This is a genomic window from Cesiribacter sp. SM1, from assembly GCF_020178975.1.
Classification (GTDB): domain Bacteria; phylum Bacteroidota; class Bacteroidia; order Cytophagales; family Cyclobacteriaceae; genus Cesiribacter.
In genome coordinates this window covers 475,607-492,072 of the sequence record NZ_JAHXBU010000093.1, presented here as the reverse complement: position 1 = coordinate 492,072, position 16,466 = coordinate 475,607, and the positions used below count along the sequence as shown (strand labels likewise).

The 16,466-nt window shown below is 48.8% G+C and carries 16 protein-coding genes; 6 read left to right on the top strand and 10 right to left on the bottom strand.

Annotation, left to right across the window (positions count from 1 at the left end; translation table 11 throughout):
* Nucleotides 1-214: 214 nt before the first annotated feature.
* The 5 genes from KWJ01_RS23945 to KWJ01_RS23925 form a co-directional block, all read right to left on the bottom strand.
* The gene (locus tag KWJ01_RS23945) at nucleotides 215-1,024 is read right to left on the bottom strand and encodes a carboxypeptidase-like regulatory domain-containing protein (RefSeq protein ID WP_224999658.1); all 810 of its coding nucleotides are present in this window, start codon (nucleotides 1,022-1,024) and stop codon (nucleotides 215-217) included.
* An 82-nt stretch (nucleotides 1,025-1,106) separates the two neighbouring features.
* Nucleotides 1,107-2,309: a right-handed parallel beta-helix repeat-containing protein gene (locus KWJ01_RS23940; protein WP_224999657.1), complete on the bottom strand. Its 1,203-nt coding sequence runs from the start codon at nucleotides 2,307-2,309 to the stop codon at nucleotides 1,107-1,109.
* Between the two features lie 457 nt (nucleotides 2,310-2,766).
* Nucleotides 2,767-3,171 carry a hypothetical protein gene (locus tag KWJ01_RS23935; RefSeq protein WP_224999656.1) on the bottom strand — a complete coding sequence of 135 codons (405 nt, stop codon included), beginning with the start codon at nucleotides 3,169-3,171 and terminating at the stop codon, nucleotides 2,767-2,769.
* A 35-nt stretch (nucleotides 3,172-3,206) separates the two neighbouring features.
* The gene (locus tag KWJ01_RS23930) at nucleotides 3,207-3,836 is read right to left on the bottom strand and encodes a cupin domain-containing protein (protein ID WP_224999655.1); all 630 of its coding nucleotides are present in this window, start codon (nucleotides 3,834-3,836) and stop codon (nucleotides 3,207-3,209) included.
* A 20-nt stretch (nucleotides 3,837-3,856) separates the two neighbouring features.
* Nucleotides 3,857-4,732 (bottom strand): cytochrome c, encoded by an 876-nt coding sequence (locus tag KWJ01_RS23925; RefSeq protein ID WP_224999654.1) that lies wholly within the window; start codon nucleotides 4,730-4,732, stop codon nucleotides 3,857-3,859.
* 95 nt (nucleotides 4,733-4,827) lie between these two features.
* On the opposite strand from KWJ01_RS23925, the gene KWJ01_RS23920 reads away from it, so the two are divergent.
* The 3 genes from KWJ01_RS23920 to KWJ01_RS23910 all read left to right on the top strand — a co-directional run bounded on the left by KWJ01_RS23920 (nucleotide 4,828) and on the right by KWJ01_RS23910 (nucleotide 6,692).
* Nucleotides 4,828-5,823: a helix-turn-helix transcriptional regulator gene (locus KWJ01_RS23920; protein WP_224999653.1), complete on the top strand. Its 996-nt coding sequence runs from the start codon at nucleotides 4,828-4,830 to the stop codon at nucleotides 5,821-5,823.
* Nucleotides 5,824-5,925: 102 nt separating this feature from the next.
* On the top strand, nucleotides 5,926-6,336 hold the full coding sequence (locus tag KWJ01_RS23915; protein WP_224999652.1) for a VOC family protein: 411 nt from the start codon (nucleotides 5,926-5,928) through the stop codon (nucleotides 6,334-6,336).
* An 8-nt stretch (nucleotides 6,337-6,344) separates the two neighbouring features.
* On the top strand, nucleotides 6,345-6,692 hold the full coding sequence (locus tag KWJ01_RS23910) for an MmcQ/YjbR family DNA-binding protein (RefSeq protein WP_224999651.1): 348 nt from the start codon (nucleotides 6,345-6,347) through the stop codon (nucleotides 6,690-6,692).
* A gap of 353 nt (nucleotides 6,693-7,045) precedes the next feature.
* Here the strand turns inward: KWJ01_RS23910 and KWJ01_RS23905 are convergent, their stop codons facing one another.
* Nucleotides 7,046-7,762, bottom strand: coding sequence for a YebC/PmpR family DNA-binding transcriptional regulator (locus KWJ01_RS23905; RefSeq protein ID WP_224999650.1), 717 nt, complete (start codon nucleotides 7,760-7,762; stop codon nucleotides 7,046-7,048).
* Nucleotides 7,763-7,888: 126 nt separating this feature from the next.
* On the opposite strand from KWJ01_RS23905, the gene KWJ01_RS23900 reads away from it, so the two are divergent.
* Both KWJ01_RS23900 and KWJ01_RS23895 read left to right on the top strand, forming a co-directional pair.
* Entirely contained in the window at nucleotides 7,889-8,854 is a 966-nt protein-coding gene (locus KWJ01_RS23900) for an SUMF1/EgtB/PvdO family nonheme iron enzyme (protein WP_224999649.1), read from the top strand.
* A 341-nt stretch (nucleotides 8,855-9,195) separates the two neighbouring features.
* Nucleotides 9,196-10,092, top strand: coding sequence for a diacylglycerol kinase family protein (locus KWJ01_RS23895; protein ID WP_224999648.1), 897 nt, complete (start codon nucleotides 9,196-9,198; stop codon nucleotides 10,090-10,092).
* A gap of 54 nt (nucleotides 10,093-10,146) precedes the next feature.
* Here KWJ01_RS23895 and KWJ01_RS23890 read toward each other — a convergent pair whose 3' ends face one another.
* On the bottom strand, nucleotides 10,147-10,353 hold the full coding sequence (locus KWJ01_RS23890; RefSeq protein ID WP_061990656.1) for a hypothetical protein: 207 nt from the start codon (nucleotides 10,351-10,353) through the stop codon (nucleotides 10,147-10,149).
* A 174-nt stretch (nucleotides 10,354-10,527) separates the two neighbouring features.
* Here KWJ01_RS23890 and KWJ01_RS23885 point away from each other — a divergent pair, with 174 nt between their 5' ends.
* Nucleotides 10,528-11,232: a 1-acyl-sn-glycerol-3-phosphate acyltransferase gene (locus tag KWJ01_RS23885; RefSeq protein ID WP_224999647.1), complete on the top strand. Its 705-nt coding sequence runs from the start codon at nucleotides 10,528-10,530 to the stop codon at nucleotides 11,230-11,232.
* 66 nt (nucleotides 11,233-11,298) lie between these two features.
* On the opposite strand, the gene KWJ01_RS23880 is transcribed toward KWJ01_RS23885, so the two are convergent.
* From KWJ01_RS23880 to KWJ01_RS23870, 3 genes are all read right to left on the bottom strand, one after another.
* The gene (locus tag KWJ01_RS23880; protein ID WP_224999646.1) at nucleotides 11,299-14,748 is read right to left on the bottom strand and encodes a pyruvate carboxylase; all 3,450 of its coding nucleotides are present in this window, start codon (nucleotides 14,746-14,748) and stop codon (nucleotides 11,299-11,301) included.
* Between the two features lie 142 nt (nucleotides 14,749-14,890).
* A complete protein-coding gene (locus tag KWJ01_RS23875; protein ID WP_224999645.1) occupies nucleotides 14,891-15,640 on the bottom strand; it encodes a hypothetical protein in 750 nt (249 codons plus the stop codon).
* 126 nt (nucleotides 15,641-15,766) lie between these two features.
* Entirely contained in the window at nucleotides 15,767-16,156 is a 390-nt protein-coding gene (locus KWJ01_RS23870) for a hypothetical protein (RefSeq protein WP_224999644.1), read from the bottom strand.
* Nucleotides 16,157-16,466: the final 310 nt, after the last annotated feature.

Sequence of the window (16,466 nt, the reverse complement as noted above, 5' to 3'; positions counted from 1 at the left end):
ACAAAGGAAATGTACGTCAAGCAGAAGCAGACCTGAAGCGGGGTATATCCTTGGAAGAATTCAGAAAAAAGTATCCCAGAGCAAGATCCGGAACCTTACTACAAGTGAGATCGGGGCTATTTGTTTCACCCTGCTAATCACACCACTATATATTTAAGAACCTTCTGATGTTTTTCATCTTAGCATATTGAGCTGGTTTATGAATACCTTTTTTCTACCTGTTCAGGTTCATGTACAGGCTTAGTCTTTTCAGCCCATTCTCATAGGTACCGATGCCATATTCACCTGGCTGAAAGGTGATCAGGGCAGCCTCCCACTGCTGGCTGAAGGTGCCAATGAGCAGCTGTTCCTGGTAATTATCAGGGGTTACCCGGATACAACTGATCTCATACTGCCCTGCAGGAATGTCGTGCAGCAGGTAGGTATCGTTGCCGCTCTGGATGGTAAAGGAGCGTTCTATTACCTCACCTATGCTGCCATCGATGAGCGGGATGGTGGGCTTCAGCGTTACGTAAACATTGTCTCCGGGATTCATGCGCTCATCCCAGATGCTGCCTGTGCCGCTCATCAGCTCCAGGGTGGCCCCAAAATAGGCGCCTTCTCTGTCTGGAATAGGTCCGCTGATCTGCCATTTGAAGTTTCTCACCACCCCGTTCTTAGCATCGAAGTAGTCGTAGTCGCTTGCCTGGGGCATGCCCATGCGCAGGGTGTAGTCCTGGCCCTGGTAAGGTATGGTAGCCCAGGCTACTGCTCTGAAGCCTCCCGGGGGAAGCGTTGGAGAAGTATATTTACCCGCTGCATTGGTAGAGACATCGTAGTAGGACCAGTCGTTTTCTATTCTTACCCTGGCTCCTGCTATGGGCCTGCCCTGGGAATCCACTACGCTACCACTTACAGTGCCTGCCTTAGTGTCTGCGGGTTCTTCTACAGGTGGGTTTGGATCAGTCTCATCAATAGGGCCATCCTTTTCACAGGCCGTTAGCATACAGGCGCTCATCAGAAATGCACCTAAGGAAAGCTTCAAAAAAATGTGCTTAAACATAAGGTTGGAATAATAAACTTTTGTTCTTATTGATTGATCAGGTAAAGATTAAGTTAGTGCTGGTTTAGTCTCTGTAGAGGTTACCGGAGGGGTTTGCTTCAAAAGTGTTTACCTGCTCAATATCTTCATTGAGCACAGCAGAGCTTCTGTAGTAGATGCCATAGCCACCGCTGCTGGAGATTTTGCTGTTGCGGATGCTAAGCCTGTTGGAGAAGGGCACATAGATGTTGGCTTTAACACCATAGCTGATGGCGCTGCCGCCATGGCCATGCTCTACCACCGCATGCTCCAGCAGGTTGGCAGCATTGGCCGTAAAGATGCTGATGCCCTGCCAGGCTCCTGCCTGTTTGCTAACGCTGGTGAAAGTTACCTTCTTTTCTGCAGTACCTGCTGCATGGATGTATGCCCCTGGCCTGTCGGCTACTTCTATGTACTGATCATCTGCCATTTCTATAACAGCACCAGCCATTACCTTCCAGCCTGTTCTCACTGAAAGAGAGCCACTGCTATAGCGGTAGTGGTACCCCGGCCACACCACCTCTCCAGTTCCTTCTATGGTACCGGAGAAGACTTCTATACCTGCTTTGGCATTATCTGTAAATTGAGAGGCTGCATCAAGCTTTTGCACCTGGTTGGCTGTCATGTATAGTCCAGCTTCTGCATGGTGTCTAAAGGTGTTGCTGGCAAAGTCGATGAACTGGGCGTTGCTGGCAACATAGATGCCATAGCCAGCATTGTGGTGCAGAGTGCTGTTCCTGATGCTTAGCTTGGCCGGACTGCCGCCTGCTCCAAACAAACCGATGGCTGCTTTCACACCGTCAAACAACAAAGCACTTCCTGTGTGGGCAATCTCTACATGCTCCAGTACTGTAGCCTGGCTGCTGGAGTAGATGATCATGCCTTTCCAGAAGCCAGCAGCCTGTGTTTTGCCCCTAAAGATGATCTTTTTGTTCTGCTCACCTACAGCCGAGATAAAGCCGGGTGCATTCACTACAATGCCTTTACCCCCTGCTACTTCTATGACTACCCCTGGTCTGATGGTAAGAGTGGCGCTGATCTCTATGTCAGTGCTTACCCTATAATCAGGGGTAGCAGGATCTGTAAAGATATCGTCCAGTACAGTATTGGTGCTGATGTTGCCCAGCTCCTGTGTTTCCTTTGGAGGCTCGGGTGTCGGCGCTGGCAGCGGATCAGCTGAATCGTCGGTACAAGCTGTAACAAGCAGGGCAGCAAGGGCTGCCACAATAGAAAGATACTTGATTTTCATGATGATAGATGAAGAAAATGATTAGGTGATCTGGTATTTCTTGTTTTTAATTTCTTTGACACGATCTATAGGTAGGTCCACAATATTAAGCTGACAACTCCTGCCAGTCTAAGGCAGCAGCGGCCGCACTAAGGCAGCTGCGCCTGTAGTGTTTCCTGCTTCTATTGATTCTGTACTTTTACTGTTTGGCGCTGTAAACCTGGCACAAGCAGTCTTCTCTGCAAATCACTAAGTCCTTCAGCCAGCACATGCTGTGGTTGATTTGGATAAAGCAGGGGTTTAAAACAGCCTGATGTGGAGTTGCTGCTTATAGCTGTTGTGTGATGATGCTGGTCAGTTAGAACCTTGATCAGGTACTGTTACACGTAACCAGCTCACGAAGCACATAAGTACATGCCTCTTGTTAAATCAGCTTCAGTTGTCGGTAATCCTGAAACCCATGATGATTTTAGCCCCGCTATTGTTTCTGTTCAGGCTTTGTTCCCAGGGGCTTTTTAGCACGTGCTCTTAAAGAAAGCACTGCAAGCACCGCTGCCATAAAAATAAGTGCCATGTACAGCACTGCCTCTGCAATATCTATAAGTCCATTATTTCTGAGGGAATAGACCACCGGGAAGTAGTAAAGAAAAGCAGCCAGGTACAGCAATGAGCAGAAAAACAGGATAAACAGATCGGACCATTTGCTGTTGAACAGCGATACTGCTCCAAAACTTATTGCAATAGCATACCATGCAACACCCTTCATACCGAAATCGTCATGCACTGGCACCTCGGCCAGTATAGACCTGTAATACTGGTAGGCAGCAGAAACAACGAATGCTACTGTCAGCAGAAAAAATGTGGATTTGTAGTACCTTTTCATGGATAGAACTGGAAAAAATATACATTGAAAACCCTTTATTGCCGGGCCAGTGTACTTGCAGTGGCTTTGTAGTATTTCTCCAGCTCTTTGTCCTTACCCAGCCAGCGGGCTATACCGGCCAGTATGCTGCAAAGCCCTGTTTGCAGGCTGTGAGGCAGTATGGGTGCGTAGCTTTCGCCCATTTCAAACAGCAGTGCCAGGTGCCATATGCTTTTAGGCAAGCCTTTTTTATTGCAAAGGCCATCGTTTGCCAGGCCATGGGCAATGCGCAAAGTAGCCTCAAAAAAACGGGCAGGCTTTACCAGCACCCTGAAACGAACAGGCTCAGTTTCGCTTGGATTGAAAAACCTGTGCAGCTTGTAAAGAGGCGCTACGGCCTTTTCTCCCGGAATCAGGTGCAACAATTCTTTTTCCACCTGTATGCCCAAAATGCCTTCTACCACAATAAACTCTTCAATAAAAGTAGTGTGGTAGTGCATATCGTTGCCCCCTTTTGGCTTCATTACTACTTCTACCTCCAGGTATTGCCCACTGGTTTCTTCCGGGGTTCGAATGAATTCCATATCGTAGCCGCCCGCGCTGGAGCTGATTGTACGGGACAAGCCGGCGGGGGTAAGAGCTGATTTGTTCTCCGGAACAGCCGGAGATGAGATATAAGCAAGCATAGCTTAAGATGAGTTAGGATTTATATTGATTTCAGGTATTGATATAAAGATTGCAGTTCGGCATCGGTATAGCGTGCAGTCATCTGCCAGGGCATATCCTGCTGTTTCAGCACTTTTCCTTCAGGGGTTACACCCGTACGCAGGGTTTTGATAAATTCTGCTTCAGTCCATTTTCCTACATTGCCAGAGGCTGTAACATCCGGCCGGGCAAGCATACCCGGTGCAGGCGGCTCCATTCCCTTCATGTCTGTGCCGTGGCAGCCCGTACAGGAAATGGACAGGTATTGCCCATAAGCGGCCCCTACAGTTGCTTCTACACTGGCTGTGAGTGTACGTCCATGATCAATTTCATGCGCAGGAAACAGAGGAACCATTTCAAAAAGAGCAAGCACTTTTAGCAACGGCCCGGCTGACATTTGTGGTGACTGCTTATCTACAGGAGGCAACGAATTATAATAGGCAATAATGGCGCTCATATCCTCTGCGGAGAGCAAGGTTGTTTCCTGCGATGGCATCACCAGCAAGGGCGTACCATCTGCGCCTAAACCATGTTTGAGTGCCCGCACCCAGTCGGCATTGGTGTAGCTATTGGGCAGGCCGCCCCTGCCTCTTGTCAAGTTAGAGGCTGCAATCAGTCCCATAGCGGGGTCATCAAGCATTACTTTTCCGCTGCCATCCTCGCCATGGCATTCTGCACAGCCTTTGATAGCCGCCAGGTGAGCTCCCCTTGCAATGGCCGCACTGTCTGTGGGGATCTCCAGCGATTGAACGGCCACTTCCATTACCTGCTTTTGCTGCCATTCCAATCTAAAGTGGGCTACAACATAGACTAAAAGCGCAACAGCCAGCAGTCCAGACAAAATTATTGCCGCCCACCTAAAAATTTTTCGTAGCATTTTATTTAGATTTAATTTTAAAACAAAATTATACCTAAACCTCCCACAGGCTCCTACGCCAAACGGAGTACCACCTACGCAAAACGGAGTATTGCATGCAGCTACTGGATATATCCTTCGAGAACATCATGCAGGAACTTGTAGGCCAGCAAACCAGGAGTGCACAGCCTACAGGTGTGAACCCCGTTGCCAGGGTGGTGAATAAAGAAATTGGAGCTGTAGGGCTGCAGAGCTACTTCCTGCCCGGCTTACACATATCTCAGGTACAATGGCAGGTTGGCAAACACCATTTGCGCTTCGAAGACCAAACCCATTCCGACGACATCAACATTAACCTGCAGTTGCAGGGAAGTCTCTATACTCAGTTCAACTGCCTGGCCAATCCCCTGGATATGCAGCCTGGCCGCCATAACCTGATTTTAACATCAGAACCGGGCGGGTACCATGTTATAAAAGCAGGAGACCAACTGGAGATGTTTCACCTAAGCCTGAAACCCGAGCAGTTTTGCCGCTTTCTGGACGAGAGTACTCCGCTAGGGAATAATTTACTTCTAAAGCTTGAAAAGAGAGAAGCATTTTCAGCCAGCCCCCAACCCCTGAATATTACCCCCTCTATGCAGGCAGCAATTGCCGATCTGAAAAACTGCAGCCTGCAGGGCCACACCCGCCGCCTTTACCTGGAGGCCAAAGTAACAGAGCTGCTCTGCCTGCTGCTGGATGGCTACGCCAGCTATTATATGCCCCTGAACAAGCTCCCCAAGCGTAATGACGTAGATAAACTTTATGCTTTGCGTGAATACCTGCACCGCCATTACCTGCAGCCTGAGCTTAGCCTGGCCAGCCTGGGCCGCGAATTTGGCCTCAATGAATTTACCCTGAAGAAGGGTTTTAAACAGCTGTTTAACACTACTGTGTTTGGTTACATACAACAGCTGCGCATGGAGCACGCCCGCCTCCTGATCATGGAAGGCGGCCTTACGGTAAGCGAAGCAGCCGATGCCCTTGGTTATGCCAACCCACAGCATTTTTCCACTGCCTATAAAAAGCAGTTTGGTGTAAGCCCCGGAAAATTTGCATTGGCAGATAAATAAGCAGTAATTTAAAAATGGAGCGCTGCCCAACACCAGTTCACAGGCATACATTTTACGCCTGTTCCGGGCGCAACCTCCTACATCATAATATAAATTCTGCTTATGCACGCCTTTAACCCATACCTCACCTTTAACGGAGATTGTGAGGAAGCCTTTAAATTTTACCAGGACTGTTTTGGTGGAAAGATTAGCATTATTCAGCGCTTTGGCGACTCTCCAATGCCCGTACCCGACAGCCACAAAGATAAAATCATGCACATAGAGCTGGAGGCTAACCCGGTGCACCTGATGGGGTCCGACGGCTCACCACAGCACCAGGTTATAAAGGGCAATGCTGTTACTTTCAATCTTGCCTTTCAGAACACTGAAGAACAGGATATCATTTTTAATAAACTGGCAGCCGGAGGTAAAGTAAGCATGCCGCTTGAAAATACCTTCTGGGGCTCGCGCTTTGGTATGCTTACCGATAAATTTGGCGTGCACTGGATGCTGAATTGCCAACTCTCCAGCTAAGTTCAGAAATGGATATAGAAAAATTACGCAGCTTTTGCCTGCAGCTGCCCGGCGCCACAGAAGAGATTAAGTGGGAAAAAGACCTTTGCTTTCTGATAGGTGGCAAAATGTTTTGCGTTACCGGCCTTGATCAGCCATTTTCTGCCTCCCTAAAAGTAACAGACGAAGCGTTTGGCCAGCTTACTTCCCTGCCAGATATTAGCCCCGCCCCCTACCTGGCCCGCTATAAATGGGTACTGATTGAAAAACCTAACAGCCTACGCGCCGAAGCCTGGGAACGTTACCTCCTGCACTCCTACCAGCTGGTAAGAGAAAAACTGCCGGCAAAAATTAAGAAGCAGCTCCACATGCAATGATCACCACAACTGCAAAGCAAAACATGAATCATCCCAAATTTTTAAAGAGCTAGCATTCCTAATAGAAGTGGCCACTGGAGATCTCCAGTGGCCACTTCTATTAGCAGTACAGTCTTTGCGAACGCAGCGAAGCGGAGTGTGGCAATCTGGCTTCTATGCGCGTAGACGCCAGATTGCTTCGTCGTGCCTCCTCGCAAAAACTAGTACCTTTAAGCAAAAACAGCCCTGGAATAGCATCCAAGGCTGTTTTTGCTTATTTTATCCCAAATCAAAATTCGGGATGATTCATGTTTCTATATTATTGACAGTTCCGAGTACTCCTGCAGCGGTTTAGGCTACCAAATCAGAAAAAACTACTCTTCTTCCTTCATGTTGTGATATACGTGCTGCACGTCGTCGTCTTCTTCCAGCCTTTCCAGCAGCTTATCTACATCTGCACGCTGCTCTTCGGTAAGCTCTTTGGTATCCATTGGGAAACGGTCAAAACCAGAGCTTAAAACTTCAAAACCACGGTCTTCTATTGCTTTCAGCACATGGCCATACTCAGAAAAAGGGGCATACAGCATAATGCCATCCTCATCGGCATAGATCTCATCTACACCATAATCAATCATCTCCAGCTCCAGTTCTTCAATATCCTGGCCGGTGTTGGCAATTTTAAAATGGCATTTGTGCTCAAACATAAAATCTACCGAACCACTGGTGCCCAGGTTGCCTCCCGTTCTGTTAAAATGGCTGCGGATGTTTGCCACCGTGCGGTTGTTATTGTCGGTAGCAGTTTCAATCAGAATAGCAATGCCATGTGGCGCATAGCCTTCAAACACTTTCTCCTCGTAATTGGAGGTATCTTTATCGGTGGCACGCTTGATAGCCCGCTCAACATTATCTTTAGGCATGTTGGCTGCTTTAGCGTTTTGTAACACAGCCCGCAGCCTTGAGTTTGATTCCGGATCGGGACCACCCTCTTTGATCGCCATCACAATATCTTTCCCGATGCGGGTAAAGGCTTTGGCCATCGATGACCAGCGCTTCATCTTGCGCGCCTTACGGTATTCAAACGCTCTTCCCATTTCGTATAATTTTGCGTTGCAAATTTACGAAAATAGCCCAATCTTATAAAATACAAGCCACTTTTCATCCAAGTTTTTTGCAATTCAATACTACAAACATATATTGGATGCGTTCTATATAGGTCTATGCCATATTCACTCAAATACCTGCTGGTGCTGGTGATGCTTGGAAGCATCTGCACTGCCACCTCTGCACAACAACCCCCGCTTCCTTCACCTCCGGGCACCATCCAGTTTATGGATACCCTGTACATCGATAAAACCGAAGTAGCCAATGTGCACTGGCGGGAGTTTCTTTTCTATGTACAGCGCGACTCAGGAGAGGCTGTCTACAGAGAAATGTTGCCAGACACAAGCGTATGGTTTCAGCGTAACCTGGCACAGCCACAGACCACCAGCATTAAGCTTACAACAGAGTATTTCCGCGAAAAGGAGTACCAGCTTTTCCCGGTGGTAGGCATCAATTACGAGCAGGCACAGGCCTATGCCCGATGGCGGTCTGTGGTAGTAAGCGAATTGATGAATCAGCCAGAACAGCTGGCAAAATTAGGAATTCCCGCAGGAAAAAGGGTGGAAGTAAAATACCGCCTGCCTACCGAAGAGGAGTGGGTAGCCGCTGCTGCCGGTAAGCTCTCGAAGGAGAAATACCCCTTCGGGCAAAAAAGATACTTGAAAAAAGGGGGTAATTCCCTGAATCCGGAGCAGGCATACAAACAACTGGATGAGCCACGCCCTTCTTTCTCCAGCTTTAGAAAAGACATTGTTAAAGCCCGTATTCCACAATTTCAGGTAGTAGCAGAACTACCCTACGATTTTTACCTGGCGCCTGAATATCCAAAAGCCATAACCGACGGCCCCAGCAATAAACAGGGCATGATTAATATGATCGGGAATGTAGCTGAAATGACAGCCACCCCGGGCATTGCCAAAGGCGGCAGCTTTATGCATAAGCTCGAAGACAGCAAGATCTCTGAAAAGCAGGCTTACGAGCAAGCTACTCCCTGGCTGGGCGTGCGTTACGTAGCTACCATCAGGGTGGTAGACCCGGAAATGCCCGTAATTCAGGAAAGCGATGGCGTCAGCGACTTTTAGCTATTTGCCAGTCAGCCACCGCTAAGCCTGTCCACGAAAAACCACACTGCCGGCTCACAAGACTGCGAGACCACCTGACAATCAAAACTAAAGAAGTTTACAAGCTGTTAATAAGTGTTGGAAACGGAAGGATTGGCATTGCTCCCTCACCTGCCCGGGCATCCTCCTCCTGCGACTCTAGTGCATAAAAAAAGGCCTGCCGCCGGCGTACCGACAAAACAGGCCAAGTGCAAGCAAAGAGGTTAATAAATAGATTTAAACAAATATACGACAAATTTTGCCGTCTATCCAATGTATTATACGTTTGTAGCCAGAGCAAAGTTCCCACAGAAGCAGCAACCTTGACACAAAAAAAACACCTTGTTTTTATTATGAATCCCATTAGCGGTACACGCAAAAAAGAGCAGGTACCGCAATTGGCAGAGCAGTTGCTGAACAGCAACCGTTACACCCACACCATAGCCCTTACCGAGCGCCCGCTGCATGCTACAGAGCTTGCACGTGCTGCCGCAGAGGCTGGTGCTGCAGCCGTTGTTGCAGTGGGTGGCGATGGTACTGTAAATGAGGTGGCAGCCGGTATACTACATACACAAACAGCCCTGGGTATTATTCCATTTGGCTCCGGAAACGGACTGGCCAGGCACCTGGGCATTCCCGTAAACACTACCGCTGCCATTCAGCTGCTCAACAAGCTGCACACCATCACCATAGATGGTGCACTGGCCAATGGCCGGCCCTTCTTTTGCACCGCCGGCATGGGCTTCGATGCACACATTGGTAAATTGTTTGCAGGCGGTAGCCAGCGGGGCTTTGGCAGCTATGTACGCCTGGCCCTGCAGGAGTTTGTTAACTTTTCGCCGCAACGCTATGCCATTGAAATAGATGGCAAAAAGCTGCGCAGAAAGTGCTTTGTCGTTACCCTTGCCAATGCCGGACAGTATGGCAATAACGCCTATATTTCGCCTGAAGCCAACATACAGGATGGATTGATTGACCTTTGCCTGATGCGCCCCTTCCCTGCCCTGATGGCATTACCAATGGGCCTTAGGCTTTTTCAGCGCAGCATTCACCAGAGCGAGTACGTAGAGATACTACGCGGTGAGCACATCAGGATAAGCTGCAGCAAAAGCGACTGCATGCACCTGGATGGGGAATTTCTGCAAATGGAAAAATCTCTGGAAGTAAAAGTTATTCCTCAATGCCTGAAGGTAGTAGTACCAGCGACAAATAAGGAATAACCTAAAGGAGGCGCCTGCACTGATAAAAATATTGCAGGCTACATGTTTAATTGCTTAGTTCAAGTGCTCGCGCAGCCCCTGGATGAGGTCATTGCCGCGCAGGCGCTTATCCAAAAATGGCTTTTTCAGGTACTTGCGATTATCTTCAATACTTTTTTCCAGTATCGTGATATCTTTGCGCAGGTTCTTAATCAGACCCGCAAGGGCGTCATTAAGCTCTCGTAGGTTCTTTACAAAATCTTTGGCTTTCTGTGGTTGCATCTCCGTAACTATTATATTGCCAATCGCCCAAAATTATACGTATGTAAGTAATTAGGAAAATACGGAAATTTTTTGGACGATTTATATGATTACTGTGATAAAAAAATTCAGATGAGGAAAAATCCGCTGTTGCCTATATATACTCTATATGCGGGGCTAGTGTTCGCTTTTTTTATGTTTTTATATTCTCCCCTGATGCTTTTGCCCCTGTTGTTTAAAAAGGAAGGCAACAGGTTTAGCTTTTGGGGCTTTCATCTCTGGGCTCAGAGCTTCAGACTTTTTACCGGGATATGGTACGATGTTAAGGGCCTGGAGAACATAAACAGCCGGGAATCTTACATCATTATTCCCAACCACACCTCTTTTCTGGATATATGCCTGCTGCCCCTCATCACCAAAGGCGCCTTTAAACCACTTTCTAAAAAGGAAGTGGGCAGGATTCCTGTCTTTGGCTGGCTTGCACGTGTTATTACAGTAATGGTAGACCGCTCCAATGCGAGCAGCCGCAGAAATAGTGTAGTAAAGATGAGAAGAGCCCTGGCGGGAGGTACCTCTATCATGATTTTCCCTGAAGGCACAGTAAATAAAACCACCAACCTGCTAAACCCATTTTATGATGGCGCCTTTAGAATTGCCCTTGAAACAGGTGCGCCACTAGTACCCGTTGCCATTGCGGGGGCTAACCGCCTGATGGGAGCCAAATCCCTGCTCATGAGGCCCGGAACGATTAGGGTACAAGTAATGCCCCCGGTAAGGGTAGATGGGCTTAGCACCTCCGATGTTCCGGTGCTCAAAGCCCAGGTACACAGCGCCATGGAAAGCAAGCTGCAGGAACTGCACGATACCTACTTCAGGCCACAGGCCACCAGCAGGGTATAGGTGCAACACTAATGATTTTCTAAAAAACCTCCAGAACTTTTAAATCCTGGAGGTTTTCTTTTTAGACTAGCCCAGTTCCACAACCAGATCGTCCTGTTCTACCATGGTGCCTGCATTGAGGTGTATTTTGCTAACGGTGCCAGGAGCAGGCGCAGCTATGGTGGTTTCCATTTTCATGGCCTCTACCACAAAGAGCGGCTGGTTTTCTTTTACCTGATCACCCTCCTTTACCATCAGCTGGGCAATTCGCCCCTGCAGCGGAGCACCCACTTCGCCAGCGGCACTGGCTTTGCGATTATAAACTTTGGTAGCGGTAAGCCCTTCGTCGCGCACCTTAAAGCGGCGGCTCTGGCCATTCAGCTCAAACGATACCATGCGCATGCCCTCCTCATCTGGCTCGGAGATGTACAGTAGCTTAATAATAATGTTCTTGCCCTCATCGATCTCTACCAGCGTATCTTCGCCATTGCGAAGTCCATAGAAAAAGACAGGTGTTGGCAGGTTCATAACATTGCCATAAAGCTTGCGGTGATGGCTAAAGCTTTCAAAAACTTTGGGGTAGAGCTGAAAAGAAAGGAAGTCCAGGAAAGAAGTATCAGACCCGAAACGCTCCTGGAAAAGAGCAAACTCCTTATCGAAATCTACCGGCTCCAGGTGTGCATTGGGGCGATCGTTATAGGGTTCCTGCCCTTTCAGCACTGTTTCCCGCAACTTTTGCGGAAAACCGCCTGGTGCCTGTCCCAAGTCGCCCTTCATCAGGTTTACCACAGATTCAGGAAAGCTAAGGTTGTGCCCCCGCTCAAGTACGTCCTGCTCTGTAAGCTTATTGGAGGTCATGAAAATGGCCATATCGCCCACTACTTTTGAGGAAGGCGTTACCTTTACAATATTGCCAAACATGCGGTTTACCACCGCATAATTCTTTTTCACTTCTTCAAACTGCTTCTCCAGCCCCAGGGCAGTAGCCTGCGGGCGGAGGTTGGAGTATTGCCCGCCTGGAATTTCATGCTCATATACCTCGGCTGTGCCTGCCTTCAGGCCGCTCTCAAAGGGGTAGTAGTACTCCCGCACATCTTCAAAATAATTGCTGAATTCGTTCAGTGAAGGCAGGTTAATGGGCAGCTCCCGCTCGTGCCCCTGCATGAAAGCAACCACAGAGTTGAAGTTTGGCTGCGAGGTAAGACCCGACATGGAAGCCAGCGCCACATCTACCACATCTACACCGACCTCTATTGCCTTTAAGTAAGAGGCTGCCTGTATGGAGGAGGTATCGTGTGTATGCAGGTGTATGGGCATACTAACTGCCTTTTTAAGCTCACGCACCAGCACCTCGGCGGCATAGGGCTTCAGCAGCCCTGCCATATCTTTTATGGCCAGTATGTGAGCACCTTCGTCTTCGAGCCTGCGGGCCAGATCCAGGTAATACTGCAGGTTGTATTTGGTTTCATTGGGGTTCAGCAGATCGCCGGTATAGCAAATGGCAGTTTCTGCCAGGGCGCCCGTACGCTCGCGTACTGCCCGTATGCTTACCTTCATGGCCTCTACCCAGTTCAGCGAATCAAAAATGCGGAATACGTCGATGCCGGTTTCCCAGCTCTTTTCAATGAACTTTTCAATCAGGTTATCGGGGTAAGCCTTGTAACCCACTGCATTGGAGCCGCGCAGGAGCATCTGCAGCAGAATGTTGGGAATATGCTGCCGGAACAAGCGCAGGCGCTCCCAGGGGTCTTCCTGCAAAAAGCGCATGCACACATCGAAGGTAGCACCGCCCCACACTTCCATGCTGAATACCTGCGGATGCTGATGGGCAAAGCCCTCTGCCACCTTTAGCATATCGATGGTACGCATGCGGGTAGCCAGCAGGCTCTGGTGCGCATCGCGGAAGGTGGTATCGGTATACTGGATGCTCTTTTGCTCCCTTAGCCACTGCACAAAACCCTCGCGCCCTAATTCGCTGAGCCTGTCTTTAGTGCCTGTTGGAAACTCCCCCAGGCGGTCCCATACCGGCACTTTTGGAGTACGGAATCGGCGGTTAGGATCGAAATTTTTAACGGTAGGATTTCCGTTGATGGTGGTGTTGGCTACAAAGCGCAGCATTTTGGTGCCCCGGTCCTGGCGCAGGGGTACCTTCATCAGCTCCGGGTGATTTTTAATAAAGCCAACAGTAGCCTCGCCAGCCTGGAAGGTTGGGTGCTGTACCACATTCTCCAGAAAGCCAATGTTTGTTTTTACACCCCTGATCCTGAACTCGCGCAGGGCACGGTTAAGGCGCTGTGCTGCGCCCTTAAGGGTACGGCCCGAGGCAGAAACCTTCACCAGCATGGAGTCGAAGAAAGGCGAGATGGTCATGCCCGGGTAGGATGAACCTTCATCAAGCCTGATACCAAAACCTGCAGCATTTCGATAGGCAATAAGGGTGCCGTAATCGGGCTGAAAGTTATTTTCGGGATCTTCGGTGGTAATGCGGCACTGTATGGCAAAGCCGTTGCAGTGAATATCCTCCTGGCGGCCTACCAGCAGGCGCGGATCATCGAGTGGTATGTTACGCGCAATCAGGATCTGCGAGCGCACAATATCAATGCCTGTGATCTCTTCTGTAATGGTGTGCTCTACCTGTATGCGGGGGTTAACTTCAATAAAGTAGATGTTCTCCTGCCGGTCTACCAGAAATTCTACCGTGCCTACATTGTTATAATTTACATGGCGGGTAATGCTAAGCGCATAGTTGTAGAGCTTTTGCCGGGTAGCCTCACTCAATACCGAAGGCGCTACCTCTACCACCTTCTGAAAGCGGCGCTGAACGGAGCAATCGCGCTCGTAGAGGTGAATAAGGTTACCCCAGTTATCGCCCATAATCTGCACTTCTATGTGCTTGGGATCGGGAATGAATTTTTCAAGAAAAACAGAATCGTCGCCAAAGGCAGTACGGGCTTCGTTGCGGGCTTCGCTAAAGAGCTTCTCCAGCTGCTGATCGTCTTCTACCACGCGCATACCCCTGCCACCGCCGCCTGCAGCAGCCTTTATCATGAGCGGATAGCCAATGCGGTTGGCCTCTGCCCTGGCTACCTCCAGTCCGGTAAGCGGCTCGCGGCTATCCTCAATAAGCGGTACACCTGCTGCACGCGCTACTTCTTTGGCTTTTACCTTATCGCCCAGCAGATCCATAACCTCGGAGCGCGGACCCACAAAAATGATCCCTTCTTCTTCGCAGCGGCGCGCAAAACGCACATTTTCGCTTAGGAAGCCATAGCCGGGATGAATGGCATCTACGCCCTTATGTTTGGCCAGGGTTATGATTTCTTCAATGTCCAGGTAGGGCTTCAGGGGATCGTCGTCGCGGCCAATCTGGTAGGCTTCGTCGGCTTTGTAGCGGTGCAGGGAGTAGCGGTCTTCGTAGGTGTAAACTGCAACTGTGCGAATGCGCATTTCTGAGCTTGCGCGCAGCACACGTATGGCAATTTCGCCACGGTTGGCTACCAGGATCTTGTTAATTTTGCGGATTTCGTCTCGGTTCATGAGGATAGTTAAATTAAAAAATGAATACAAACACAGCAGGCACGAGCATATAAAAAAGGCCTCTACAGGCTATGCCAACGTTTGCGGAAGCTAAAATATAGATATTTAAAAATAAATAAGCCTGTTGAAATAAAAAAATGCCCTATAGGGCCAGGCTGTCTGCAGCAGTTACCCAAACTGCCTGGCTTTCGGCATAGCCCTGGTGCTGAATACCCTCAACCCGCAGCTGCCTGTTTTGGCGCACTGCAGCCTCCAGGGTGCTAAGCACACTAAAACTGCCTGGCACCAGGGGCAGGGTTTGCACCAGCTTACCCGGGCTTACAGGATGATTCTGATCTCGATATGGCTTTTGAAGGCGCAACTGGTAATCGTAGGCTATATCAGGAGCAGGCCGCTGCATACGCTCTACCTGGCCGGTATAGTTAACTTCTCTTCCCTGCGGTTGTGTTTCCAGGGTATCGGTATAGTGGCAGTAGCTGTATAATTGCGGATGCACCTCTTCTACCACAAACAAGCCGCGGTTGTAGGTAATTTGCCCCCCATGCTGCTCCGGCTGCCAGTCTTCCTGCATTTGCCCGCTAAGGGTTACACACTGGCCCAGGTAAGCGGCCAGGGTATCGGAACCTTTCAAAAAATAAGCGTTCTGGGAAACAAGCTGATACCCCCTCTCCGGCAGCCCCAACGCCTTTGCCTCATCGGGCTGCAGGCCGCTGGTCTGCAGCAGGCCTGTTATCTGGGTAGGCCCGTCAGTGACGATACCCACTCCTTCCGGAGCTTCTGTCTGGGAAGTATCTATTGCTGTCTGCTGCTCGGCAGTTTTGTCGCCTGAATTTCCGCAGCCAAACAAAAAAAGAGTAAAAAGCAGAGGCAGTACACAGAGCTGGATTTTCACGGAATTTGAATTTTTAGAGATTTTTGCCGGAAGCAAAGTGCTGTAAATGGCAATAAGCTTAGCGCTTATAAACTAACAACAGGAAGAACAATAAAAAAGCAGCCATAGGCTGCTTTTTCTTTATAATCAATATTCATCATCGTCATCGTCGTCGTCATCAACGGGTTTATCCGCATAAGGACTTTTCTCTTCTGCCTCATCATCAAAACTATCATCAGCATCTGCAGCTGCATCATCGCCTGCAAAGCTGTCGCGCAGGTTACCTTCATCATCATAATCATCATCATCGCTGATAATCTGGCGGGCTTCCTGCACCGTCATGCGAATGAGGTAATAGATGTCTTCTGTTTCGAACGGCAGCGCTGAAACCCTTTTACCTTCCTTATTTGTGAAAGTTACTAGATTATTGGCAAAGCCATATGGATACTCCATCTTAACCCTGGAGATAATGTCTTCGGGAAGATTATCGTAGTCCTTGATGATACGCTTCTTGTTCGAGTTTGTTGGTTGTGGCATAATGCTGTAAAGTGATTTTGATCAGGAGGGGTGCAGTTCTACTTGGGCACTACGTTGATAACTTTACCTTAGTTACGTGCAGATAGCTTTTGCTTCCTATTCCTTTTCAGATCATAAAAAAACAAAGCTAGCGCATATCAGGCAATGCTTTAGGGCTAATTTTTTATAAAAATTTTTTTATACAGCTAAAAAAGGGGCTGGAGAGCTCCTTTTCATGTAAAAATATCTACGATTCTTTTTATAAAACAAAGGCCTGATGCTCAATTCATTGAAATTTAGAATGAATATTGATGAGCCTTGTGGAGCGTCT

Excerpts from the sequence above, each read along its gene's own strand:
- KWJ01_RS23940 (WP_224999657.1), bottom strand. The coding sequence starts at position 2,309 with ATGAAAATCAAGTATCTTTCTATTGTGGCAGCCCTTGCTGCCCTGCTT.
- KWJ01_RS23935 (WP_224999656.1), bottom strand. The coding sequence starts at position 3,171 with ATGAAAAGGTACTACAAATCCACATTTTTTCTGCTGACAGTAGCATTC.
- KWJ01_RS23930 (WP_224999655.1), bottom strand. The coding sequence starts at position 3,836 with ATGCTTGCTTATATCTCATCTCCGGCTGTTCCGGAGAACAAATCAGCT.
- KWJ01_RS23925 (WP_224999654.1), bottom strand. The coding sequence starts at position 4,732 with ATGCTACGAAAAATTTTTAGGTGGGCGGCAATAATTTTGTCTGGACTG.
- KWJ01_RS23920 (WP_224999653.1), top strand. The coding sequence starts at position 4,828 with ATGCAGCTACTGGATATATCCTTCGAGAACATCATGCAGGAACTTGTA.
- KWJ01_RS23915 (WP_224999652.1), top strand. The coding sequence starts at position 5,926 with ATGCACGCCTTTAACCCATACCTCACCTTTAACGGAGATTGTGAGGAA.
- KWJ01_RS23910 (WP_224999651.1), top strand. The coding sequence starts at position 6,345 with ATGGATATAGAAAAATTACGCAGCTTTTGCCTGCAGCTGCCCGGCGCC.
- KWJ01_RS23905 (WP_224999650.1), bottom strand. The coding sequence starts at position 7,762 with ATGGGAAGAGCGTTTGAATACCGTAAGGCGCGCAAGATGAAGCGCTGG.
- KWJ01_RS23900 (WP_224999649.1), top strand. The coding sequence starts at position 7,889 with ATGCCATATTCACTCAAATACCTGCTGGTGCTGGTGATGCTTGGAAGC.
- KWJ01_RS23890 (WP_061990656.1), bottom strand. The coding sequence starts at position 10,353 with ATGCAACCACAGAAAGCCAAAGATTTTGTAAAGAACCTACGAGAGCTT.
- KWJ01_RS23885 (WP_224999647.1), top strand. The coding sequence starts at position 10,528 with ATGTTTTTATATTCTCCCCTGATGCTTTTGCCCCTGTTGTTTAAAAAG.
- KWJ01_RS23880 (WP_224999646.1), bottom strand. The coding sequence starts at position 14,748 with ATGAACCGAGACGAAATCCGCAAAATTAACAAGATCCTGGTAGCCAAC.
- KWJ01_RS23870 (WP_224999644.1), bottom strand. The coding sequence starts at position 16,156 with ATGCCACAACCAACAAACTCGAACAAGAAGCGTATCATCAAGGACTAC.